General features: G+C 56.5%; 22 protein-coding genes and 1 riboswitch. Of the genes, 7 read left to right on the top strand and 15 right to left on the bottom strand.

Annotated elements, in window-relative coordinates; translation table 11 throughout:
* Positions 1-38 precede the first annotated feature (38 nt).
* From ureG to plsY, 9 genes are all read right to left on the bottom strand, one after another.
* Positions 39-656 (bottom strand): urease accessory protein UreG, encoded by a 618-nt coding sequence (ureG, locus tag ACJ9N4_RS05975; protein ID WP_182918972.1) that lies wholly within the window; start codon positions 654-656, stop codon positions 39-41.
* A 9-nt stretch (positions 657-665) separates the two neighbouring features.
* On the bottom strand, positions 666-1,340 hold the full coding sequence (locus ACJ9N4_RS05970; RefSeq protein ID WP_182918971.1) for an urease accessory protein UreF: 675 nt from the start codon (positions 1,338-1,340) through the stop codon (positions 666-668).
* The gene (locus tag ACJ9N4_RS05965) at positions 1,340-1,879 is read right to left on the bottom strand and encodes a HupE/UreJ family protein (protein ID WP_182918970.1); all 540 of its coding nucleotides are present in this window, start codon (positions 1,877-1,879) and stop codon (positions 1,340-1,342) included. Before ACJ9N4_RS05965 ends, ACJ9N4_RS05970 begins: the two co-directional genes overlap by 1 nt.
* Positions 1,880-1,889: 10 nt before the next feature.
* On the bottom strand, positions 1,890-2,354 hold the full coding sequence (ureE, locus tag ACJ9N4_RS05960) for an urease accessory protein UreE (RefSeq protein WP_182272675.1): 465 nt from the start codon (positions 2,352-2,354) through the stop codon (positions 1,890-1,892).
* Between the two features lie 9 nt (positions 2,355-2,363).
* Entirely contained in the window at positions 2,364-4,067 is a 1,704-nt protein-coding gene (gene ureC / locus ACJ9N4_RS05955) for an urease subunit alpha (RefSeq protein ID WP_182918969.1), read from the bottom strand.
* Positions 4,060-4,374 carry an urease subunit beta gene (locus ACJ9N4_RS05950; protein ID WP_182272673.1) on the bottom strand — a complete coding sequence of 105 codons (315 nt, stop codon included), beginning with the start codon at positions 4,372-4,374 and terminating at the stop codon, positions 4,060-4,062. Before ACJ9N4_RS05950 ends, ureC begins: the two co-directional genes overlap by 8 nt.
* Positions 4,375-4,384: 10 nt before the next feature.
* Entirely contained in the window at positions 4,385-4,687 is a 303-nt protein-coding gene (locus ACJ9N4_RS05945) for an urease subunit gamma (protein ID WP_182272672.1), read from the bottom strand.
* A 10-nt stretch (positions 4,688-4,697) separates the two neighbouring features.
* Entirely contained in the window at positions 4,698-5,525 is an 828-nt protein-coding gene (locus ACJ9N4_RS05940) for an urease accessory protein UreD (RefSeq protein WP_182918968.1), read from the bottom strand.
* 147 nt (positions 5,526-5,672) lie between these two features.
* Entirely contained in the window at positions 5,673-6,287 is a 615-nt protein-coding gene (gene plsY / locus ACJ9N4_RS05935) for a glycerol-3-phosphate 1-O-acyltransferase PlsY (protein WP_182272670.1), read from the bottom strand.
* 107 nt (positions 6,288-6,394) lie between these two features.
* Here plsY and folB point away from each other — a divergent pair, with 107 nt between their 5' ends.
* Positions 6,395-6,778: a bifunctional dihydroneopterin aldolase/7,8-dihydroneopterin epimerase gene (gene folB / locus ACJ9N4_RS05930; RefSeq protein WP_182272669.1), complete on the top strand. Its 384-nt coding sequence runs from the start codon at positions 6,395-6,397 to the stop codon at positions 6,776-6,778.
* 93 nt (positions 6,779-6,871) lie between these two features.
* Positions 6,872-7,693 (top strand): undecaprenyl-diphosphate phosphatase, encoded by an 822-nt coding sequence (gene bacA, locus ACJ9N4_RS05925; protein WP_182272668.1) that lies wholly within the window; start codon positions 6,872-6,874, stop codon positions 7,691-7,693.
* A gap of 10 nt (positions 7,694-7,703) precedes the next feature.
* Here bacA and ACJ9N4_RS05920 read toward each other — a convergent pair whose 3' ends face one another.
* Together ACJ9N4_RS05920 and ACJ9N4_RS05915 are read right to left on the bottom strand one after the other, a co-directional pair.
* Positions 7,704-8,945 (bottom strand): multifunctional CCA addition/repair protein, encoded by a 1,242-nt coding sequence (locus tag ACJ9N4_RS05920; RefSeq protein ID WP_182272667.1) that lies wholly within the window; start codon positions 8,943-8,945, stop codon positions 7,704-7,706.
* Between the two features lie 60 nt (positions 8,946-9,005).
* Positions 9,006-9,626: a TIGR04211 family SH3 domain-containing protein gene (locus ACJ9N4_RS05915; protein WP_182274574.1), complete on the bottom strand. Its 621-nt coding sequence runs from the start codon at positions 9,624-9,626 to the stop codon at positions 9,006-9,008.
* A gap of 229 nt (positions 9,627-9,855) precedes the next feature.
* Between ACJ9N4_RS05915 and ACJ9N4_RS05910 the strand changes: the two genes are divergently transcribed.
* From ACJ9N4_RS05910 to hldE, 3 genes are read left to right on the top strand one after another with little or no spacing between them, the layout of a single operon-like run.
* A complete protein-coding gene (locus ACJ9N4_RS05910) occupies positions 9,856-11,157 on the top strand; it encodes an inorganic triphosphatase (RefSeq protein ID WP_411500322.1) in 1,302 nt (433 codons plus the stop codon).
* Positions 11,158-11,178: 21 nt separating this feature from the next.
* Positions 11,179-14,034: a bifunctional [glutamate--ammonia ligase]-adenylyl-L-tyrosine phosphorylase/[glutamate--ammonia-ligase] adenylyltransferase gene (gene glnE, locus ACJ9N4_RS05905; RefSeq protein ID WP_182272665.1), complete on the top strand. Its 2,856-nt coding sequence runs from the start codon at positions 11,179-11,181 to the stop codon at positions 14,032-14,034.
* 40 nt (positions 14,035-14,074) lie between these two features.
* A complete protein-coding gene (gene hldE / locus ACJ9N4_RS05900; RefSeq protein ID WP_182272664.1) occupies positions 14,075-15,505 on the top strand; it encodes a bifunctional D-glycero-beta-D-manno-heptose-7-phosphate kinase/D-glycero-beta-D-manno-heptose 1-phosphate adenylyltransferase HldE in 1,431 nt (476 codons plus the stop codon).
* 95 nt (positions 15,506-15,600) lie between these two features.
* On the opposite strand, the gene ubiK is transcribed toward hldE, so the two are convergent.
* Positions 15,601-15,897 carry a ubiquinone biosynthesis accessory factor UbiK gene (ubiK, locus tag ACJ9N4_RS05895; protein WP_182272663.1) on the bottom strand — a complete coding sequence of 99 codons (297 nt, stop codon included), beginning with the start codon at positions 15,895-15,897 and terminating at the stop codon, positions 15,601-15,603.
* Between the two features lie 120 nt (positions 15,898-16,017).
* Positions 16,018-16,168, top strand: a riboswitch (FMN riboswitch).
* A 107-nt stretch (positions 16,169-16,275) separates the two neighbouring features.
* Here ubiK and ribB point away from each other — a divergent pair.
* Entirely contained in the window at positions 16,276-16,929 is a 654-nt protein-coding gene (gene ribB, locus ACJ9N4_RS05890; RefSeq protein ID WP_182918965.1) for a 3,4-dihydroxy-2-butanone-4-phosphate synthase, read from the top strand.
* Between the two features lie 31 nt (positions 16,930-16,960).
* Here ribB and zupT read toward each other — a convergent pair whose 3' ends face one another.
* Complete coding sequence (zupT, locus tag ACJ9N4_RS05885; RefSeq protein ID WP_182918964.1) at positions 16,961-17,734, bottom strand: zinc transporter ZupT; 774 nt, start codon at positions 17,732-17,734, stop codon at positions 16,961-16,963.
* 196 nt (positions 17,735-17,930) lie between these two features.
* On the opposite strand from zupT, the gene ygiD reads away from it, so the two are divergent.
* On the top strand, positions 17,931-18,719 hold the full coding sequence (ygiD, locus tag ACJ9N4_RS05880) for a 4,5-DOPA dioxygenase extradiol (protein ID WP_182918963.1): 789 nt from the start codon (positions 17,931-17,933) through the stop codon (positions 18,717-18,719).
* A gap of 92 nt (positions 18,720-18,811) precedes the next feature.
* On the opposite strand, the gene ACJ9N4_RS05875 is transcribed toward ygiD, so the two are convergent.
* Both ACJ9N4_RS05875 and ACJ9N4_RS05870 read right to left on the bottom strand, forming a co-directional pair.
* The gene (locus tag ACJ9N4_RS05875; RefSeq protein WP_182272659.1) at positions 18,812-19,972 is read right to left on the bottom strand and encodes a glutathionylspermidine synthase family protein; all 1,161 of its coding nucleotides are present in this window, start codon (positions 19,970-19,972) and stop codon (positions 18,812-18,814) included.
* A 2-nt stretch (positions 19,973-19,974) separates the two neighbouring features.
* Positions 19,975-20,640 carry a DUF1190 family protein gene (locus tag ACJ9N4_RS05870; RefSeq protein WP_182918962.1) on the bottom strand — a complete coding sequence of 222 codons (666 nt, stop codon included), beginning with the start codon at positions 20,638-20,640 and terminating at the stop codon, positions 19,975-19,977.
* Between the last annotated feature and the right edge of the window lie 126 nt (positions 20,641-20,766).

Here is a 20,766-nt window from a genome sequence, read left to right as displayed (position 1 = left end):
TCTAACCCTCTCCCCACAGGGGAGAGGGACATTTACGACTACACCCGCAGCATTCCTCTTTCTTCCAGAAACGCAATAATCGTCGCCAGACCATCGCCCGCCTTCAGGTTGGTAAATGTCCACGGACGCTCACCGCGCATGCGGTTGGTGTCGCGTTCCATCACCTCCAGCGAAGCACCGACGTACGGCGCGAGGTCGGTTTTGTTGATCACCAGAAAATCCGATTTGGTGATCCCCGGCCCGCCTTTACGTGGGATTTTTTCTCCCTCAGCCACGTCAATCACGTAAATGGTCAGATCCGCCAGCTCCGGGCTGAAAGTCGCACTCAGGTTGTCGCCGCCGCTTTCAACGAAGATCAGATCCAGATTGCCAAACTTCTCGCTGAGCGCTTCGACTGCCGCGAGGTTCATCGATGCATCTTCACGGATGGCGGTATGCGGACAACCACCGGTCTCCACACCCACGATGCGCTCTGGTTCCAGCGCGCCCGCTTCGGTCAGGATCCGCTGATCCTCTTTGGTGTAGATATCATTGGTTACTACTGCGAGATGGTACGTGTCGCGCATTGCCTTGCAGAGTGCTTCCAGCAGGGCGGTTTTGCCCGACCCCACCGGGCCACCCACGCCAACGCGCAGGGGATGTTTGTCATCAGCCATGTTGACTCCTCAGGAACGGAATAATCGTGAATATTGTGTTTCGTGTCGCGCAGAGGCGATGGCCGAAAGTGGCGTGGCTGCGCCCAGCTCGTCATCGCTGCGTGACAGCGCCGCATCAAGCCCTTCAGCGAAATGGTCGCTCAGGGTAATAATCAGCTGTTGTGCGGCCTGTTGTCCGAACGGCACCAGCTTGACGCCTGCCATCACTGCGCTTTCAATCCAGCTATAGCCCAGGCTCAGTGCCAGCTCGCGAGCGCCAATGCCCCAGCGTACGCCGAGCCACGCCATGCCGCAGAGCTGGCTTTGCATAAACAACGGCTGCCACGCTGCCGGATAGTCCGGCTCCCAGCTTTTGACCAGGCGGGTAAATGCAGCACCGCGATTACGTTCTTCTTCGCGCAGTTCACGCGTTTCCCGGCAGGCGAGAAGGTATGCCGCCCAGCGTTTTGCTGCCGTCAGATCCTGCTGCTCGCAGGCCCGGTACAGACGCATAAACAGCGGCAGATCGACGCAGAAAAAGCTCTGCTCCATCTGCTGAATTTGCCAGTGTCTGAATGCCTCGACACTGGCTACCCAACCCGCTTCAACAGCCCACTCCAGCCCCTGCGACCAGGTAAACGACCCGACCGGCAGGCTGCTGCTGGAAAGCTGCATCAGGCGTAACCACTGGCGGCTGTGCTCCATTAGCTCATCAGCACCAGCAGGGCGGAGACAATCAGCCCGCCGCCGAAGGTTTTACGCAGACCGTCGTGACGGCGCAGCAGTAACCCTGCGGCGAAACTGGCGCATAGTACCGTGGCGCTGGCAAACATAAACCCGGTGGTGAAGAGCCAGAAGTTGTGACCAGACATCTCCACGCCGTGTGCCCAGCCGTGGAACATCGCCAGCGCAGGCACGACCAGCAGCAGACGGTTTTCGGTTTTAAACATCATCACGCCACACACCGCCAGCGAAGCGATAATCAGCATCTCCATGCCGCTAAAACCGCCGAAAAGGCTGCCCGCAATGGCACCTGCCAGCATCATGCCGAGGGTGGTAAAAGGCAGTAACAGCTTGCGTCCGCTCAGGGCGGAAAGCACGCCTGCACCGGTCAGCATCAGCAGGTGATCAAGGCCGGTCAGCGGGTGGAAAAAACCGGCCTGAAAGCTGTCGGCTCCATGTCCTGGGTGGGCGAGCGCCGGAAGGGAGAAGGCCAGCAATAACAGAGGTAAATATTTGCGCATGATGGGATCCTTAGTGTGAATGAGCGTGCGAATGGCTGTGGCTGTGGGCATCGCTGGTGTATGCACCCGCTTCCGGTTCAAACGGCAGCGTGGCGTATGTGACCTCCAGCCCGAACTGACGCAGCATGTCGTCGAGGACGTGATCGTGGTGATAGCGCAACTCACCGGGCATGATCTGCAGCGGGACGTGGCGGTTACCCAGGTGATAGCAGGCGCGGGCGAGCAGGAAGGGATCTGAGCATTGCACGACTGATACCGACTCTGGTGCGGCGATCACTTCAATGACCTCGCTACCATCTTCGGTGGTGAGCAGGTCTCCGCCGCGCAGCAGCAAACCGCGTGGCAGCATCAGCCCGGCATCGCGGCCATCGTTCAGCGCGACACGGGCACGGCTTTTCACCCGCACATCAATGGGGAGTGTGACGCTGGCGGTGATGCGGTGGGCGTGGTCAAGGCGTTGGGTCAGGTAGATCATCGTTCCTCCTCAAAACAGGAAATAGCGCTGGGCCATCGGCAGGATCTCTGCCGGCTCGCTGGTAATCAATTCACCGTCGACACGGACCTCATAGGTTTGCGAATCAACGGTGATGTTGGGCTGCAAACTGTTGTGGATCATGTCGGCCTTTTTCACCGTCCGGCAGCCTTTCACCACTGCGGTCGCGCTTTGCAGATTGAGCTGCTGCGGGATGCCATGGGTTGCGGCTGCCTGCGAGACAAACGTCAGGCGGGTGGCATGCCGTGTCGCACCCAGTGCGCCAAACATCGGGCGGTAATGCACCGGCTGCGGCGTGGGGATAGATGCGTTGATATCGCCCATCGGCGCACAGGCGATCATTCCGCCTTTCACAATGGTGGCGGGTTTTACGCCAAAGAATACGGGTGACCAGACCACCAGATCCGCCAGTTTTCCGGCTTCAATGGAACCGACTTCATGGGCGATACCGTGGGTCAGGGCCGGGTTGATGGTGTATTTTGCGACGTAGCGCTTCACGCGGAAGTTATCGTTATCGCCAGTTTCTTCCGGCAGCGCGCCACGCTGGACTTTCATGCGGTGTGCCACCTGCCAGGTGCGGATTATCACTTCGCCTACGCGTCCCATTGCCTGGGAGTCGGACGAGGTGAGCGAGAACGCGCCAATATCGTGCAGTACATCTTCGGCGGCGATGGTTTCCCGACGAATACGGGATTCGGCAAAAGCCACGTCTTCGGCGATATCCGGGTCGAGGTGGTGGCAAACCATCAGCATGTCGAGATGCTCGTCGATGGTGTTCACCGTGTAGGGCAGCGTCGGGTTGGTGGAGGAGGGCAGAATATTGGGATGCGCACAGGCGGTGATGATGTCCGGCGCATGTCCGCCACCCGCCCCTTCAGTGTGGAACGTGTGGATGGTGCGCCCGCCAATGGCCGCCAGCGTGTCTTCAACAAAACCGGACTCGTTCAGCGTGTCGCTGTGCAGCGCCACCTGAATATCCATCTCTTCCGCCACCTCCAGCGAACAGTTGATCGCCGCAGGCGTTGCGCCCCAGTCCTCGTGGATCTTCAGCCCGATTGCGCCAGCTGTAATTTGCTCGCGCAGGGCATCAGGGTTTGAGCCGTTACCTTTGCCGAGCAAACCGATATTCACCGGCAGCGTGTCGGCGGCCTGCAGCATGCGGGCGATATACCACGGCCCCGGCGTGCAGGTGGTGGCGTGAGTGCCTGCCGCAGGCCCGGTACCGCCGCCGATCATGGTGGTGACGCCGGAGACGAGCGCCTCTTCCGCCTGCTGCGGGCAGATCCAGTGGATGTGGGTGTCGATCCCGCCCGCGGTAACGATCTTCCCTTCGGCGGCGATCACCTCCGTCGCGGCACCAATCGGGATCGTCACGCCGGGCTGAATGTCCGGGTTACCGGCTTTGCCGACGGCGAAGATCCTGCCGTTCTTCACGCCGATATCGGCTTTTACGATCCCCCAGTGATCGACAATCAGCGCGTTGGTGAGCACCAGATCCACACAGTCATCAGCTGTCATCTGCCCCTGGCCCATACCGTCACGGATCACTTTCCCACCGCCGAATTTGACCTCTTCGCCGTAGACCGTGAGATCGTTTTCGACTTCGATCCACAGTTCACTGTCGGCCAGGCGCACTTTATCCCCGGTGGTTGGGCCGAACATGTCGGCGTAGGCCTGGCGTGAAATATCAGCCATTTTTCACCTCCCCCATGACTTCAGCGCGAAAACCGAAAATGCATTGCGCACCCGCAACCCGAACCAGTGTGACCTCGCGCTTCTGGCCGGGCTCGAAACGTACGGCAGTCCCCGCCGGGATGTTCAGCCGGTAGCCTTTGGTGGCTTCTCTGTCGAATTTCAGCGCCGGATTGACCTCATAAAAGTGGTAGTGCGATCCCACCTGGATCGGCCTGTCACCGTGGTTTTCGACGATCGCGCTCCGGGTTTCCCGTCCGACATTAAGCGCAATATTTCCGGGCTGGATCTGGTATTCACCAGGGATCATCGTCAGCTCCTTATACGATCGGGTTGTGAACGGTGACGAGCTTTGATCCGTCCGGGAAGGTGGCTTCCACCTGAATGTCGGGGATCATCTCCGGTACGCCCTCCATCACCTGTGTGCGCGTCAGGACGTGGCGACCCGCTTCCATTAACGAGGCGACGGTTTCACCATCGCGTGCGCCTTCCATAATAAAGGCGCTGATCAGCGCGACGGATTCCGGGTAATTGAGCTTTACCCCGCGCGCAAGGCGGCGTTCGGCAACCAGCGCAGCGGTAAATAACAACAGCTTGTCTTTTTCTCTGGGGGTCAGTTCCATAACGTTTCTCTTATGTCTGCCAGATACGGGGCGAACAGGCGGTTTTGGGGGTTAAGAGCGGGCGAAGCGACTGCCAGATATCGCGCATCACCCGCTGACAAATCAGGTTATCGTGGGAGAGAAACCGCACCGACAGCAGACCTTCGGTGAGTGTCGCGCCGGCAAAGGTATGCAGCGGCGCAAGCCGTTCGCGTACCACCTCAAGGTGATTTTCCGTGGCGGGATAGAACAACAGTGTGCCCACCCACGGCTGCCCGGCAACGGGGGCGAGATTGCCGTCGCTGAGATGTTGACGTTCAATTAAGCGCGGCTCACCGTCGACCCACACCTCAAGGCGGCTTTCGAGCGTACCGTGGCTGAAGGTTTCGTTAATCACCGGGCGACCCAGACAGTACAATTCCCAGGCCAACAGCGTGCTGGACGCCTCCAGGTGAAAAACGGAGCGTAAGGCTGCGTTCGCGCCGGGAAAGAGAATAGTGTCCTGCGGCAGCCACTCCAGCGTTGCCTCTTTGCCGAGGTAAAAGTGCTGGTTCAGACATGCCTGTGGGCCATTGCTGCGGTAAAACTTACTGGCACCGGGCATGGTGATAAGCGTATGGCTTTTGGCTTCCAGGTGAACGGAGATATCCAGCGTATCACCGCCGACAATCCCGCCGGGTGGGTGCAGGAGATAAAGATGGCAGGTATCACCTTCGGGATAAAACGGACGCTGGACGGTAAGAGGCCCGACGTGGTGAGCGGAGTGCAGGAGGGTTTTCTCAGGGGTATGACAAAATTGCAGGGTAAGCGATGCCTGCCAGCCTTTGTAAGAGTTATCAGTGACCTGAGTTGCTAACATGCTGCATCCATCTGCGCGCGTACGGGTTACGTTTCAGTATGCCCTGGCAGAAATGAAGGCTGTCATATGAGTCGCTTATGGATAAAATGCGAGGGAAAGACCGGCCCGCGCAAGGTCAGCGCAGCCGGGCATTGTGAGGGCGTGTGGTTATTCAGGCTCTTTTTTCTTTCTCTTGAGCTTCGTCCAGATTTTGGTTTCCTGACGACGCCACAGGCGCTGAATATTATCGTGGTGACGCAGCAGGATCAGGCAGGAGAGCATCGACACCGGGAAGGTAAACTGGGGTTTGAACCACCAGACGTAAAACGGCGCAATCAGCGCGCTGACAATCGCGCCCAGCGAAGAATAGCCGCTCAGTAAAATGGTTAACAGCCAGGTGCCTGCCATAACGCCGGTGAGATCCCAGCCGATAGGTGCAATGGCACCAAATGCGGTGGCGACGCCTTTGCCGCCTTTAAAGCCGAAGAATACGGGCCAGATATGGCCAACACAGGCGGCGATAGCAATCAGCCCCAGCCAGAACGGCGTGACGCCCAGCGCATATGCGCCCCAGACGGGTAGCATCCCTTTCAGTACATCAAAAACCAAAACCGCTACGGCTGCTCCCTTGCCGCCAATTCGTAGTACATTGGTCGCTCCGGGGTTCCCGGAACCGTTTTCGCGTGGATCAGGTAACCCGGCGATACGGCAGACCAGAATGGCGCTGGAGATTGAGCCGCAAAGGTAAGCGAGGAAGATCATTCCAGGCGCGATTGCACTCATAACGCTGTTCCGTTTTGAAAATGTATCTGTATTTTCAGCATCTGTGGATAATACGCATAATTCGCCGGAAGTGGTATCCGGTTTAGCCAAAAAGCAGGCAGGTCGTGATGGATATAGTATTTATAGAGCAACTTTCGGTAATCACCACTATTGGTGTTTACGACTGGGAACAGACCATTGAACAGAAGCTCGTGTTCGATATCGAAATGGGCTGGGATAACCGCACGTCAGCGAAAAGCGATGACGTGAATGATTGTCTGAGCTATGCCGATATCAGCGAAACGGTGGTTAACCACGTTGAAGGACAGCGTTTTGCCCTGGTGGAGCGCGTGGCTGAGGAGGTGGCAGAGCTGCTGCTGAGCCGGTTCAACTCACCGTGGGTGCGTATCAAGCTGAGCAAACCGGGGGCCGTGGCGCGTGCGACTAACGTCGGCGTTATCATTGAGCGTGGCAAAAATCTGAAAGGGAATATCCAACGTCATAATAGCTAAACCATTTTCGGCTATATTGGTCTTAAGGCTTGTATCTTTCACGGTTGCCTTAGTGGTACACCGTTTTTTTTATATCTTTTTAGGGGTTTATAGATGAGCGATATACACTCGCTGCTGGTGGCGGCAATACTGGGTGTGGTCGAAGGATTGACGGAGTTTTTACCTGTCTCCAGCACGGGCCATATGATTATCGTTGGCCATCTTCTGGGCTTTGAAGGTGATACGGCAAAGACGTTTGAAGTCGTTATTCAGTTGGGGTCTATTCTGGCCGTGGTTGTGATGTTCTGGCGTCGTCTGTTTGGCCTGATTGGTATCCACTTTGGTCGTCCGCCAGAGCATGAAGGTTTGGGTAAAGGTCGCTTGTCGCTGATCCATATCCTGCTGGGGATGATCCCGGCGGTGGTGCTGGGGCTGGTTTTCCACGACACCATCAAATCGCTGTTTAACCCGATTAACGTGATGTATGCGCTGGTTGTCGGCGGCTTCCTGCTGATTGCGGCAGAAGTGCTGAAACCTAAAGTCCCTCGCGCAGAAGGCCTGGACGATATGACCTACCGTCAGGCATTCATCATTGGTTGCTTCCAGTGTCTGGCCCTGTGGCCGGGCTTCTCGCGCTCAGGAGCTACGATTTCTGGCGGGATGTTGATGGGCGTGAGCCGCTATGCCGCGTCGGAGTTTTCCTTCCTGCTGGCCGTGCCGATGATGATGGGCGCAACCGCACTCGACGTCTATAAAAGCATTGGCTTCCTGACGACGGGTGATATTCCGATGTTCGCCGTGGGCTTCATCACCGCGTTTATTGTGGCGCTGATTGCCATTAAAACCTTCCTGCAGTTGATCAAGCGTATCTCGTTTATTCCGTTTGCGATCTATCGCTTTATCGTGGCGGCTGCCGTTTACGTGGTCTTCTTCTGACCGGTTGCCCTCAGTCTTTTGGCTGAGGGCAACGCTGTTCTTTCCAGTCCGCTACTGCCTGAATCCGCCGTTTTGTCAGCTCTTCCCGAATCTCCGGCCCTTTGAACCCGGCTTCCACGACGTCTTTGGTTGGCACCGCTTTGGCGACGTTCCACGCCTCGCGCAGCAAACGACCTTGCGGATAATCACAGGCTTCAAACCCGGTTCGCCCACGAACGTCAGCCTCGCTGGTGAGCGCGATCTGCTCCACGCGCTGCGGTTTACGCCAGGCGTCGATGTTGTCGAACAATTTCACGATGGTGGCCGGTTTCAGGATCGGGAAGGTGTGGATCAGGTCATGGAATTCTGCCACCAGTTTTGCCAGGTCGCGGATCTCGTTAGGTACGCGCAGACGCTGGCAAAGACCTTCTACCAGCTTCACGCCAGCCGGGCCGTGACCGTGATGGCGCGGCCAGAATGCTTTTGGCGTTAACCCTTTGCCGAGATCGTGGCACAGGGTGGCAAAACGAACATCAACCTCCGGGCTGAGCATCGCGGCCATACTCAACGTCATCAGGGTATGAACGCCAGTATCAATTTCCGGGTGCCACTTTGCCGGAGCCGGGACGCCAAACAGATTATCGATTTCCGGGAAAAGAACCTTCAGTGCGCCACAGTCGCGAAGCACCTGGAAAAAGACCTGCGGGTTGCGGGTGGTCAGGGCATTTTCCGTCTCTTTCCAGACGCGTTCTGGCGTCAGGTGTTCCAGCTCGCCCGCATTGGTCATCGCAGTCATTAGCGCCATTGTTTCATCGGCGATGCGGAAGCTCAGATGGGCATAGCGTGCAGCAAAACGCGCCACGCGCAGCACGCGTAGCGGATCTTCAGAAAACGCCGGGGAGACGTGACGTAAAATGCGGTTACGCAAATCGTCCTGGCCGCCATAAGCGTCGATAATATGGCCCTGATTGTCCTGCGCCAGCGCGTTAATGGTGAGATCGCGGCGCAGGAGATCTTGCTCCAGCGTGACGTCCGGTGCGGCATAACAGGTGAAGCCGGTATAGCCTGAGCCGGATTTCCGTTCGGTACGCGCCAGGGCGTACTCTTCACGGCTTTGCGGGTGCAGAAACACGGGAAAATCGCGACCTACCTGCTGGTAACCCGCGTCGAGCATCTCTGCGGGCGTGGCTCCAACCACAACCCAGTCCTTATCTTTGACCGGCAGACCTAACAACGCATCACGTACCGCACCACCGACCAGATAACTCTTCACGCCCGACACTCCTGTTTTCTCTTTTCCAGGATAATACGTAAGTCTGGCAAAGAAGACGAATTAGTTCATCCAGCGGTCTTTACGCTTACGGCTTGGGATCAGGTGTGGCAGAACCAGGCCCAGCACCAGGCCGACGCCCAGCACGCCGCCGCCATACATAAACCACTGCATGATGATGGTGCGCTGTTTGTCATCGAGCTGCAGGTTGGCAGCATTCACTTTCTTCTGCGCGACGATCAGCTCGTTCTTCAGTTTCTGGTTTTCGTCTTTCAGGTTGCTAATCACGCTGTCGCTCTGTGACACTTTTTGCTGCATTTCTGCGGTGCGCTGGTTCCAGGTGCCGTCAATGTTATTGAGCTTGTCGGTCAGGGTTTTCACCTGATTTTCCAAATCCGGCACGCGGGTACGCAGGCTTGGCACATTGCTCAGCTCTTTCAGTGGGATCCAGGACGTACGACCACTGCTGTCGCGAACCTGCCCGTAATTGGTGTCCGCATTGGTCTGTAATAGCACCACTTCCTCGCCGGCATTAACCGTACCCACGAGGCGATAATTATCTCCAGGGCCGCTGCGTACCCAGGTGTTCAGTTCATCAGAAACGTAACGTTTCTCTTCAGCGTGTACCGCAGTTGCGGCGCTAAAAGCGAGTAAAGTAAGTCCAATCAGGCGTAATTTAAGCATCATTAGTCGTTATTTTCATGAATAGTGGAACGATAGTAGTGGCAACAGTGTCTCTACGCAAAGCATTCGTCAGCAATCAGAATCATCTGTGTCACGGTGTCAAACATTTACGCCCGTCAAATTGCTCATTGCGTGGCAATTTGGCGCAAAATACTATGTACTGACAAACAAATGGCGAGGAAGTTCGCCCTCATTGACGCGTCTGTGACGCCTGCATAAGTACAAGGCTATGGCTCAAGAAATCGAATTAAAGTTTATCGTCGAAAAAGACAGCGTTGACGCGCTTCGTCAACATTTGCACACGCTTTCCGGCGAGCACCATGAACCGGTACAACTGCTGAACATCTATTATGAAACACCAGACAACTGGCTGCGCCGTCATGATATGGGGCTGCGCATCCGTGGCGCGAACGGGCGCTACGAGATGACGATGAAAATTGCCGGTCGCGTGGTGGGCGGTTTACATCAGCGCCCGGAATACAATATCGACATCAGTAAGCCAGAACTTGAACTGGACCGTTTCCCGGCAGAAGTTTGGCCTGAGGGCCAACTGCCGGAAGCGTTATCCGGGCAGGTGCAGCCGCTGTTCAGCACCGATTTCTGGCGCGAGAAATGGCTGGTCAATGAAGGCAAAAGTCGCATTGAGATTGCCCTGGATCTGGGTGACGTGAAGGCAGGTGAATACCAGGAACCCCTTTGCGAGCTGGAGCTTGAGCTGGTGGACGGTGATGTGAACGACGTGCTGAAGCTGGCACACAAGCTGGTGAACCAGTCCGGTTTGCGTCAGGGTAGCCTGAGCAAAGCCGCGCGTGGCTACCACCTGGCGGCCGGAGATGCGCCACGTTTACTGAAAGAGACGACCATTTTACACGTCGCTCCGAAAGCCAGTGTTGAACAGGGTATGGAAGCGGCGCTGGAGCTGGCGCTCACTCAGTGGCAATACCATGAAGAACTGTGGGCGCGAAATGTGAAAAATGCAAAGTCTCACGTGCTGGCGGCTATCGGGCTGGTGCGTCATACCCTGGCGCTTTTCGGCGGCATTGTCCCGCGTAAAGCGAGCGCTCACTTACGTGATCTGCTGACGCAAACCGAGACGTTGATGCTTTCTGACGTGTCGGCGCAAACGGCTATCTACAGCCCGCAAACCGCTGCGGCAAAACTGTCGCTGACTGAGTTTCTGGTGACGCGCGGCTGGCGCAGTTTCCTGGATGCAAAAGCGCAGACCAAAATTGCGGAAAACTTCAAACGTTTTGCGGATACCCATCTTTCACGCCATGCCGCCGAGTTGAAGACCACTTTTGCGTATCCACTGGGCGACCAGTATGGCGATCAGCTTCCCCGTCTGGCGCGTAATATCGACAGCATGTTGCTGCTTTCCGGGGCTTATGACAGAGCAAAAACGCAGGCCTGGCTGGAAAACTGGCAGGGGCTGAAACATGCCATCGAAACCCGTCAGCATATTGAGATTGAGCATTTCCGCAACGTGGCTATTTCGCAGGAGCCGTTCTGGCTGCACAGCGGAAAACGTTAACTCTGGCAAGGAACCCCTATAATGCCGCTTTCTTCGCAGTTACAGCAGCAGTGGCAGACCGTTTGCGAACGTCTGCCTGAGTCATTACCGGCGTCATCGTTAAGCGAGCAGGCCAGAAGCATGCTCACTTTTAGTGATTTTGTGCAGGAAAGTCTCACCGCCAACCCTGACTGGCTGGCGGAGCTTGAGAACTCACCGCCGCAGGCGGAAGAGTGGCGGCATTATGCCAGCTGGTTGCAAACCGCGCTTGCAGATGTGGCGGAGGAAGCTGCGCTGATGCGCGTTTTGCGCCAGTTCCGTCGTCGGGTGATGGTGCGTATTGCCTGGGCTCAGGCGCTGGAGCGGGTCAGCGAAGAAAGCACGCTTCTGCAGTTGAGCGAGCTGGCGCAGACGTTGATCGTCGCCGCGCGGGACTGGCTTTACGCGGCCTGTTGTAAAGAGTGGGGGACGCCGTGCAACGAAGAGGGGGTTCCTCAGCCGCTGTTGATCCTGGGGATGGGCAAGCTGGGCGGCTGCGAGCTGAATTTCTCCTCTGATATCGACCTGATTTTTGCCTGGCCGGAGAACGGCTCCACGCGTGGTGGTCGTCGTGAACTGGACAATGCCCAGTTCTTTACCCGTCTCGGCCAGCGTCTTATTAAGGCGCTGGATCAGCCGACACAGGACGGTTTTGTCTATCGTGTGGACATGCGTTTACGTCCGTTTGGCGATAGCGGCCCGCTGGTGCTGAGCTTTGCCGCGCTGGAAGATTATTACCAGGAGCAGGGACGCGACTGGGAGCGCTATGCGATGGTCAAAGCGCGGATCATGGGTGACGGTGACGATGCTTACGCCAACGAGCTGCGCGCCATGCTGCGTCCGTTCGTGTTCCGTCGCTACATCGATTTCAGTGTGATCCAGTCCCTGCGTAACATGAAGGGGATGATTGCCCGTGAGGTGCGCCGTCGTGGTCTGAAAGATAACATCAAGCTTGGTGCGGGCGGCATCCGTGAAATTGAATTTATCGTGCAGGTCTTCCAGCTGATCCGTGGAGGACGTGAACCGTCTTTGCAGTCCCGTTCCTTGCTCCCGACGCTCTCTGCCATTGAGCAACTGCACCTGCTACCGGCAGGCGACGCGCAAACCCTGCGCGAGGCTTATCTCTTCCTGCGTCGTCTGGAAAACCTGCTGCAAAGCATCAACGATGAACAAACCCAGACTCTGCCGGGCGATGACCTGAATCGGGCGCGTCTGGCCTGGGGGATGCGTGTGGGTGACTGGACGGCATTGACCGAACGGCTGGATGCCCACATGGCGGGCGTGCGCCGTATCTTTAACGAGCTGATTGGCGACGACGAAAGTGAATCGCAGGATGATACGCTGTCTGAACACTGGCGCGAGCTGTGGCAGGACGCACTTCAGGAAGATGACACCACGCCAGTGCTGGCGCACCTGAGCGATGACGACCGCCACCGGGTGTTGTCGCTGATCGCCGATTTCCGTCTCGAACTGAACAAGCGCGCCATTGGCCCGCGTGGCCGCCAGGTGCTGGATCACCTGATGCCGTATCTGCTGAGCGAGGTCTGCTCGCGGGCGGATGCGCCGGTACCGCTGTCGCGCATGATGCCGCTGTTGAGCGGCATCATCACGCGTACGACCTATCTTGAGCTACTGAGCGAGTTTCCCGGCGCACTGAAGCACCTGATTACTCTCTGCGCCGCCTCGCCGATGGTCGCCAACAAGCTGGCGCGTTATCCGCTGCTGCTGGACGAACTGCTTGATCCGAATACGCTTTATCAGCCGACGGCGACGGATGCCTACCGTGACGAATTGCGTCAGTATCTGCTGCGCGTGCCGGAAGAGGACGAAGAACAACAGCTGGAAGCGCTGCGTCAGTTTAAACAGGCGCAAATGCTGCGCGTGGCGGCGGCAGATATCGCTGGTACGTTGCCGGTGATGAAAGTGAGCGATCACTTAACATGGCTTGCCGAAGCGATCATCGACGCGGTGGTGCATCAGGCGTGGGTGCAGATGGTGGCGCGTTACGGCCAGCCGAAACACCTGGCCGATCGCGAAGGCCGTGGCTTTGCGGTTGTCGGTTACGGCAAGCTCGGCGGCTGGGAGCTGGGGTATAGCTCTGATCTTGACCTTATTTTCCTGCACGATTGCCCGGTGGACGTGATGACCGATGGCGAACGTGAAATAGACGGGCGTCAGTTCTACCTGCGTCTGGCCCAGCGCATTATGCACCTGTTCAGCACCCGCACGTCATCGGGCATTTTGTACGAAGTGGATGCGCGTTTGCGTCCGTCCGGCGCGGCAGGAATGTTGGTTACTTCAACGGACTCGTTTGCGGATTACCAGAAAAATGAGGCCTGGACGTGGGAGCATCAGGCGCTGGTGCGCGCCCGCGTGGTGTATGGCGACCCGCTGCTGAAAACCCAGTTTGATGCGATCCGCCGGGACGTGATGACCATCGTACGTGACGGCAGTACGCTGCAAACCGAAGTGCGTGAGATGCGTGAGAAGATGCGTGCGCATTTGGGGAATAAGCATCGCGATCGCTTTGATATTAAAGCCGATGAGGGTGGTATTACGGATATTGAGTTCATCACCCAGTATCTGGTGCTGCGTCATGCACACGAGAAGCCGAAGCTCATTCGCTGGTCTGATAACGTGCGCATTCTGGAGCTGCTCGCACAAAACGACATTATGGATGAGCAGGAAGCGCAGTCCTTAACGCGCGCCTACACCACGCTGCGTGATGAGTTGCATCATCTGGCCTTACAGGAACAGCCGGGCCATGTGGCGCTTGACTGCTTTGCCGATGAGCGCGCTCAGGTGACGACAAGCTGGCAGAAGTGGCTGGTGGAACCGTGCGTAACAAAACAAGTGTGATATTATCGCGCGCAAATTGTGAATCTTTCTGGAGTCAGGAATGAAAGTAACACTGCCAGAGTTTGAACGTGCTGGAGTTATGGTTGTCGGTGATGTGATGCTGGATCGCTACTGGTATGGGCCGACCAGCCGCATCTCCCCGGAAGCACCGGTACCGGTGGTTAAGGTCGACACCATTGAAGAGCGTCCTGGCGGCGCGGCAAACGTGGCGATGAACATTGCCTCTCTGGGCGCACATTCGCGTCTGGTGGGCCTGACCGGCATCGATGATGCGGCGCGTGCGCTGAGCAAGTCGCTGGCGGACGTGAACGTGAAGTGCGACTTCGTTTCTGTTCCGACACACCCGACGATCACCAAGCTGCGCGTGCTGTCGCGTAACCAGCAACTGATCCGCCTCGACTTTGAAGAAGGGTTTGAAGGCGTTGATCCTGAGCCGCTGCACGAGCGTATCAATCAGGCTCTGGGCGGTATCGGTGCGCTGGTGCTGTCCGACTATGCCAAAGGCGCGCTGGCGAGCGTGCAGACGATGATCCAGCTGGCGCGTAAAGCCAATGTACCGGTGCTGATCGACCCGAAAGGCACGGACTTTGAGCGCTATCGTGGTGCAACGCTGCTGACGCCAAACCTCTCTGAGTTTGAAGCGGTGGCGGGTAAGTGTAAAACCGAGCAAGAGCTGGTTGAACGCGGCATGAAAATCATCGCTGATTTCGAACTTTCTGCACTGCTGGTGACCCGTTCCGAGCAGGGGATGACGCTGTTGCAGCCGGGCAAAGCCCCACTGCATATGCCAACCCAGGCGCAGGAAGTCTACGACGTGACCGGTGCCGGTGATACGGTGATTGGCGTGCTGGCGGCAACGCTGGCGGCAGGCAACTCTCTTGAAGAAGCGTGTTACTTCGCCAACGCCGCTGCAGGTGTGGTGGTCGGTAAACTTGGTACTTCAACCGTTTCGCCTATCGAGCTGGAAAACGCGGTGCGCGGTCGTGCGGATACCGGGTTTGGCGTGATGAGCGAAGACGAGCTGAAAGCGGCCGTTGCTGCTGCGCGCAAGCGTGGTGAGAAAGTGGTGATGACCAACGGTGTGTTCGACATTTTGCACGCGGGCCACGTCTCTTATCTGGCGAATGCGCGCAAGCTGGGCGATCGCCTGATTGTGGCGGTGAACAGCGATGCGTCAACGAAACGCCTGAAAGGCGAAACGCGCCCGGTGAACCCGCTGGAGCAGCGTATGATTGTGCTCGGTGCGCTGGAAGCCGTGGACTGGGTCGTGTCGTTTGAAGAAGATACTCCACAGCGTTTGATAGCCGGTATCTTGCCAGACCTGCTGGTGAAAGGTGGCGATTACAAACCAGAGCAAATTGCCGGTAGCGAAGAGGTCTGGGCTAACGGCGGTGAAGTGATGGTGCTCAACTTTGAGGACGGGTGTTCTACCACCAACATCATTAAGAAGATCCAGAAAGACAGTCAGTAATCTGTGCGGGCTGATGCCCTCACCCCAACCCTCTCCCAGTGGGAGAGGGAGCAAACACTAAAAACGGCAACCTCGGTTACCGTTTTGCATTTACCTTACTCCTGGTCATCCACCGGCGGGATCGCTGGTGCCGGTTTCACGTCTTCCGGTGCATTGCGGTTTTCCAGCTCGGTCAGACGCTGTTCCAGCAGCGCCAGTTTTTCGCGGGTGCGCAGCAGAACCTGCGTTTGCACATCAAATTCTTCACGGCTGACTAAATCAAGGCGAACCAGCTGTGCCTGCAGCGTCTGGCGGATTTTCTTCTCAACGTCATCACCAAATTCACGAATGCCTTTCGGCATGGATTCATGAACCTGACGCGCAATTTGCTCAATTTTTTTTGGGTCAATCATTGTGGCTTCCCTTGATCAAAAGGTGTTAGTGCCCATTGTAGCGCGTCATGGCGTGGGTTAAACAAAATTGTTTGATGCTTATGCATTGCCCAGGGTAATCAATAGCGTTATAGTTATCTCGCTTATTCTCAGGGCGGGGCGAAATTCCCCACCGGCGGTAAATCAGCGTCTTGCTGAAAGCCCGCGAGCGCTTTGGGTGAAAACTCAAAGGTCAGCAGATCCGGTGTAATTCCGGGGCCGACGGTTAGAGTCCGGATGGGAGAGAGTAACGATCCAGTCGGGCATGGGCCCGCTCACGTTATTTTTTTGCCGCTTATACGGCGCTCCTAAGACTGCCCTGATTCTGGTAACCATAAATTTAATGAGGTTTTTTTTACCATGAATCAGACGCTACTTTCCTCTTTTGGCACGTCAACTCAACGTATTGAACATGCACTGGATGCACTGCGCGAAGGCCGCGGTGTAATGGTGCTTGACGATGAAAACCGTGAAAACGAAGGCGACATGATTTTCGCCGCCGAAAACATGACCGTTGAGCAGATGGCGCTGACCATTCGTCATGGCAGCGGCATCGTATGCCTGTGTATTAACGAAGACCGTCGCAAGCAGCTCGACCTGCCAATGATGGTTGAAAACAACACCAGCGCCTTTGGTACAGGTTTTACCGTGACCATCGAAGCTGCGCATGGCGTGACGACCGGTGTGTCTGCGGCTGACCGTCTGACCACCGTGCGTGCAGCGATTGCCGATGGTGCGAAACCATCCGACCTGCACCGCCCTGGCCATGTCTTCCCGCTGCGCGCGCAAGCGGGTGGTGTACTGACTCGCGGCGGCCACACCGAAGCGACCATCGACCTGGTCACGCTGGCAGGCTTCAAACCAGCAGGTGTGCTGTGTGAGCTGACCAACGATGACGGTACGATGGCACGTGCGCCAGAGTGCATCACTTTTGCCCGCCTGCACAATATGCCGGTGGTGACAATTGAAGATCTGGTGGAGTACCGCCAGGCGCACGAGCGCAAAGCCAGCTGACAGTAAAACGCCGGGATATCCCGGCGTTCTTTTATCCGATGCCCGCTGCCTGTAGCAATACCAGACTCAACCCCATCACCGACATCCCGCACAGAACGCCGTAGCTCGGGTTGTTATTCGGATCGATCTCTTTTGCCAGCGGCATTAACTCATCCACGGACAGTGCGACCATGATACCTGCCACCGCGGCCATAATAGCGGCCATCACGACAGGCGAAACCAGACTACCGAGGATCAGCCAGGCCAGGACACCACCAAGAATTTCGGCCAGTCCTGAGATCCCCGCCCAGAATACGGCAGTGCGTTTCGACCCTGTGGCTGCATATACCGGTCCGGCAACGGCCAGTCCTTCAGGAATATTGTGTAAGGCTACTGCCAGCGCGATACCAAAACCCAGCTCAAGGTTATTACTGGCGGTCACGTAGGTGGCAACGCCCTCCGGGAAATTATGCAGGCTGATGCCAAGCGTCAGCAGAATAGCGGTTCGCTTAATACTGCCCGGTAACGGCGTGATGTTTTTCTGCATCAAATCCTGTGGGTGTGCGTGGGGCAGCATTCGGTCGAGAGCAAAGTAGCCCAGCAGTCCAAACACAAACATGCCGTAACCCAGAACAGGCGACATCCCTTCTGTGCCCAATGCGGCAGGCAGCATTTCCATCAAAGAGATAAGCAGCATGATCCCGGCGGCAAAGCCGAGCGAGAAAGCCAGCACACGGTTAGACGGCTTCTGGCCGAGTACACCGAGGAATGCACCAAGGAAGGTCGCGGCACCTGCAAATAGGGTCAGGATCAAGGGGACTGACATGCATTTTTCCTTATGATAATAATTCTCATTTATATTAATGATTCATTGCGGCCAAAGCGAGTGAGGTTGTTATGCTTTACACATTCCTTACATTCAAATTTCCTGATGATGATCATCACGGTTATCTGCGTTCATCCTCGCCAGATTACGCGTAATGTAGCACCATTAAATTGACACCTTCTGTAAGGATATCGCCATGACTTCTTCACGTATGCCTGCACTGTTTTTAGGCCACGGCAGCCCAATGAACGTTCTGGAAGATAACGTTTATACCCGCGCCTGGCGTCATCTGGGTGAGACGTTGCCGCGCCCGAAAGCGATTGTGGTGGTTTCTGCACACTGGTTCACGCGTGGTACTGGCGTCACCGCGATGGAAGCCCCGAAAACCATTCATGATTTCGGTGGTTTCCCGCAGGCACTGTACGACACGCATTACCCTGCTCCTGGCTCTCCGGAGCTGGCGCAACAGCTGGTGGATCTGCTGGCACCTGTTCCGGTCACACTGGATAAAGAAGCGTGGGGTTTTGACCACGGCTCGTGGGGTGTGCTGATTAAAATGTACCCGGATGCTGATATCCCGATGGTGCAGCTGAGCATCGACAGCACCAAACCGGCAGCCTGGCACATGGAGATGGGGCGTAAACTGGCCAGCCTTCGTGATGAAGGTATTATGCTGGTCGCAAGCGGTAACGTGGTGCATAACCTGCGCACGGCACGCTGGCACGGCGAAAACACACCGTACCCGTGGGCGACATCCTTTAACGACTATGTAAAAGCCAATCTGACCTGGCAAGGCCCGGTTGAACAGCACCCGCTGGTGAACTACATGGAAAGTGAAGGGGGGTCGCTCTCCAACCCAACGCCGGATCACTTCCTGCCTCTGCTGTATGTCTTAGGCGCGTGGGACGGCCAGGAACCGATTACCCTTCCGGTTGATGGCATTGAAATGGGCAGTTTGAGTATGCTGTCGGTGCAGATAGGGTAATCAAAGCAAAACGGCAACCAGAGGTTACCGTTTGTCGTGCTTGCTCCCTCTTCCTGTGGAAGAGGGGCGGGGTGAGAGCATCGGGCTGCACTCTACTCTACGAAAATATGTGGATAGAATCGTGACAGATCCTGGGTGATCAGCGCTCTGTCTTCACGAATACCAATCCCGGCGGGTTGATCGTTGATAAGCCAGCTACCAATCAGCGTGTAGCTGTCGCCAAACTTCGGCAGTTGATAAAATTCCTGGACGATCATCCCTTCTTCGCCGTAAGGCCCTTCGGCCGCTTCCAGCGTTTTGCCGTTTTCGATAATCGACACGTTCGCCCCTTCACGGGAGAAAATCGGCTTAATAACGTATTTCTCCATTTGCGGATGGTCGTCTTCCGCAAAGTATGCAGGCAGCAGATTCGGGTGGTTCGGGAACATCTCCCACAGCATCGGCAGCAGAGCTTTGTTGGAGATAATGCTCTTCCAGGCAGGTTCCAGCCAGCGCACGCCCGCATCTTCCAGCTTGGTGGAGAACATTTCGCGCAGCATGTATTCCCACGGGTAGAGTTTGAACAGGTTGCTGATCACCTGATCCTGCAGATCGGTGAACTGGCCTTTCTCACCCAGACCGATATCTTCGATATAAAGGAACTCGGTCGCCACTTCCGCTTCGGCTGCGCAGTCCTGCAAATACTGAACCGTTCCACGGTCTTCTTCCGTGTCGCGGCAGCAGGCAAGATGCAGCAGGTTAAAACCGTGCTGTTCACGCAGCTCAGCGAAACGCTCAATCAGCTTTTCCTGCAGGCTGTTGAACTGGTCGCTGCCTTCCGGCAGGTTCCCGGCATTGACCTGGTCTTCCAGCCAGATCCACTGGAAGAACGCCGCTTCGTACAACGAGGTTGGCGTATCGGCGTTGTTTTCTAAGAGCTTAGGTTCACCCACGCCGTCCCACGCCAGATCCAGACGCGAGTAAAGCGATGGCTGGCTGGTTTTCCACGACTGGCGCACAAAGCTCCAGGTGTGTTTTGGAATGCGGAACTTCGCCATCAGTGCGTCGCTGTCGATGACTTTTTCCACCACCTTCAGGCACATCTGGTGCAGTTCTGCCGTTACCTCTTCCAGTTTCTCAACCTGAGCAATCGTGAGCTTGTAGTAAGCATCTTCACACCAGTACGGTTCGCCGTACATGGTGTGGAAGTTAAAACCGTATTCGGTGGCTTTTTCACGCCAGTCCGGGCGCTCGGTGATACTGACTCGTTCCATGATCAACCACCCATTGAGCGGGTAGAGGAACCCGTCGCGCTACGTTGCATGGTGGTTTGTTTCGCGACAGATTCACCGAACCCGCCACGGGTTATGGTGCTGGTGGTCGCCGGTTTTGGTGCCATTGCCGTTTTAGGGACGGTCATGGTACGGCCTGGCGTTGCTGCGCCGTAGCCTTTGCCGCTGGCATCGGTGTATTGACCGTAAGCCGGGCTGGCCGGGTTTTTCGAGCTGAACAGCGGCTGCTGCTGGAAGCCTGCACCGCCACCCATCAGGCGACCCATCATGTAGCCTGCCATCAGCGGCATCCAGAAACTGCCGCTGGACTGTGCCTGCGCCTGGTTTTCCGGCGCGGTACCCGCTTTAGCCGGTGCTTGCTGGCACTGGCCTTCACCGAATTCCGCTACGCAGTCTTCGCGTGAGGCATATTTCGGTGCGGTACGTTCTGCTTCTTTCAGGGCATTGTTATAAGCCGTAGTACATTCTGCGGTTTTACCGGTAGCGGTAGAGCAGTCGTCCGCGTTTTGATACAGCGATACATTTTCGTCGCTTTTTTCACAGCCCGCCAGCATAAAGACGGCAGTGATCGCCAGTGCGACAGGTGTAAGGTGACGCGCATTCCAGCTTTTGCGGAACGAAGCGTGATTAATGGATTTTGTCCGTTTCATCTTTGTCTTCCTGGACCCAGTGGTAATAACGCTCAGGATAGAGGATGAGTGGTTGAAAATGAAGCGAAGAGGGGCTGAATCAGGGGGATCTTTACGTTGGCTTACGTTTGAGTGTGATTTTACATC

Source organism: Enterobacter sp. LM3 (assembly GCF_046622475.1).
Taxonomy (GTDB): domain Bacteria; phylum Pseudomonadota; class Gammaproteobacteria; order Enterobacterales; family Enterobacteriaceae; genus Enterobacter; species Enterobacter cloacae_P.
This window is presented reverse-complemented; position numbering and strand designations above follow the sequence as displayed.

Excerpts from the sequence above, each read along its gene's own strand:
- ribB (WP_182918965.1), top strand. The coding sequence starts at position 16,276 with ATGAATCAGACGCTACTTTCCTCTTTTGGCACGTCAACTCAACGTATT.
- ACJ9N4_RS05965 (WP_182918970.1), bottom strand. The coding sequence starts at position 1,879 with ATGCGCAAATATTTACCTCTGTTATTGCTGGCCTTCTCCCTTCCGGCG.
- folB (WP_182272669.1), top strand. The coding sequence starts at position 6,395 with ATGGATATAGTATTTATAGAGCAACTTTCGGTAATCACCACTATTGGT.
- zupT (WP_182918964.1), bottom strand. The coding sequence starts at position 17,734 with ATGTCAGTCCCCTTGATCCTGACCCTATTTGCAGGTGCCGCGACCTTC.
- hldE (WP_182272664.1), top strand. The coding sequence starts at position 14,075 with ATGAAAGTAACACTGCCAGAGTTTGAACGTGCTGGAGTTATGGTTGTC.
- ACJ9N4_RS05915 (WP_182274574.1), bottom strand. The coding sequence starts at position 9,626 with ATGCTTAAATTACGCCTGATTGGACTTACTTTACTCGCTTTTAGCGCC.
- ACJ9N4_RS05910 (WP_411500322.1), top strand. The coding sequence starts at position 9,856 with ATGGCTCAAGAAATCGAATTAAAGTTTATCGTCGAAAAAGACAGCGTT.
- ACJ9N4_RS05940 (WP_182918968.1), bottom strand. The coding sequence starts at position 5,525 with ATGTTAGCAACTCAGGTCACTGATAACTCTTACAAAGGCTGGCAGGCA.
- bacA (WP_182272668.1), top strand. The coding sequence starts at position 6,872 with ATGAGCGATATACACTCGCTGCTGGTGGCGGCAATACTGGGTGTGGTC.
- ureC (WP_182918969.1), bottom strand. The coding sequence starts at position 4,067 with ATGGCTGATATTTCACGCCAGGCCTACGCCGACATGTTCGGCCCAACC.
- glnE (WP_182272665.1), top strand. The coding sequence starts at position 11,179 with ATGCCGCTTTCTTCGCAGTTACAGCAGCAGTGGCAGACCGTTTGCGAA.
- ubiK (WP_182272663.1), bottom strand. The coding sequence starts at position 15,897 with ATGATTGACCCAAAAAAAATTGAGCAAATTGCGCGTCAGGTTCATGAA.
- ACJ9N4_RS05970 (WP_182918971.1), bottom strand. The coding sequence starts at position 1,340 with ATGGAGCACAGCCGCCAGTGGTTACGCCTGATGCAGCTTTCCAGCAGC.
- ureE (WP_182272675.1), bottom strand. The coding sequence starts at position 2,354 with ATGATCTACCTGACCCAACGCCTTGACCACGCCCACCGCATCACCGCC.
- ACJ9N4_RS05950 (WP_182272673.1), bottom strand. The coding sequence starts at position 4,374 with ATGATCCCTGGTGAATACCAGATCCAGCCCGGAAATATTGCGCTTAAT.
- ACJ9N4_RS05875 (WP_182272659.1), bottom strand. The coding sequence starts at position 19,972 with ATGGAACGAGTCAGTATCACCGAGCGCCCGGACTGGCGTGAAAAAGCC.
- ACJ9N4_RS05870 (WP_182918962.1), bottom strand. The coding sequence starts at position 20,640 with ATGAAACGGACAAAATCCATTAATCACGCTTCGTTCCGCAAAAGCTGG.
- ygiD (WP_182918963.1), top strand. The coding sequence starts at position 17,931 with ATGACTTCTTCACGTATGCCTGCACTGTTTTTAGGCCACGGCAGCCCA.
- ureG (WP_182918972.1), bottom strand. The coding sequence starts at position 656 with ATGGCTGATGACAAACATCCCCTGCGCGTTGGCGTGGGTGGCCCGGTG.
- ACJ9N4_RS05945 (WP_182272672.1), bottom strand. The coding sequence starts at position 4,687 with ATGGAACTGACCCCCAGAGAAAAAGACAAGCTGTTGTTATTTACCGCT.
- plsY (WP_182272670.1), bottom strand. The coding sequence starts at position 6,287 with ATGAGTGCAATCGCGCCTGGAATGATCTTCCTCGCTTACCTTTGCGGC.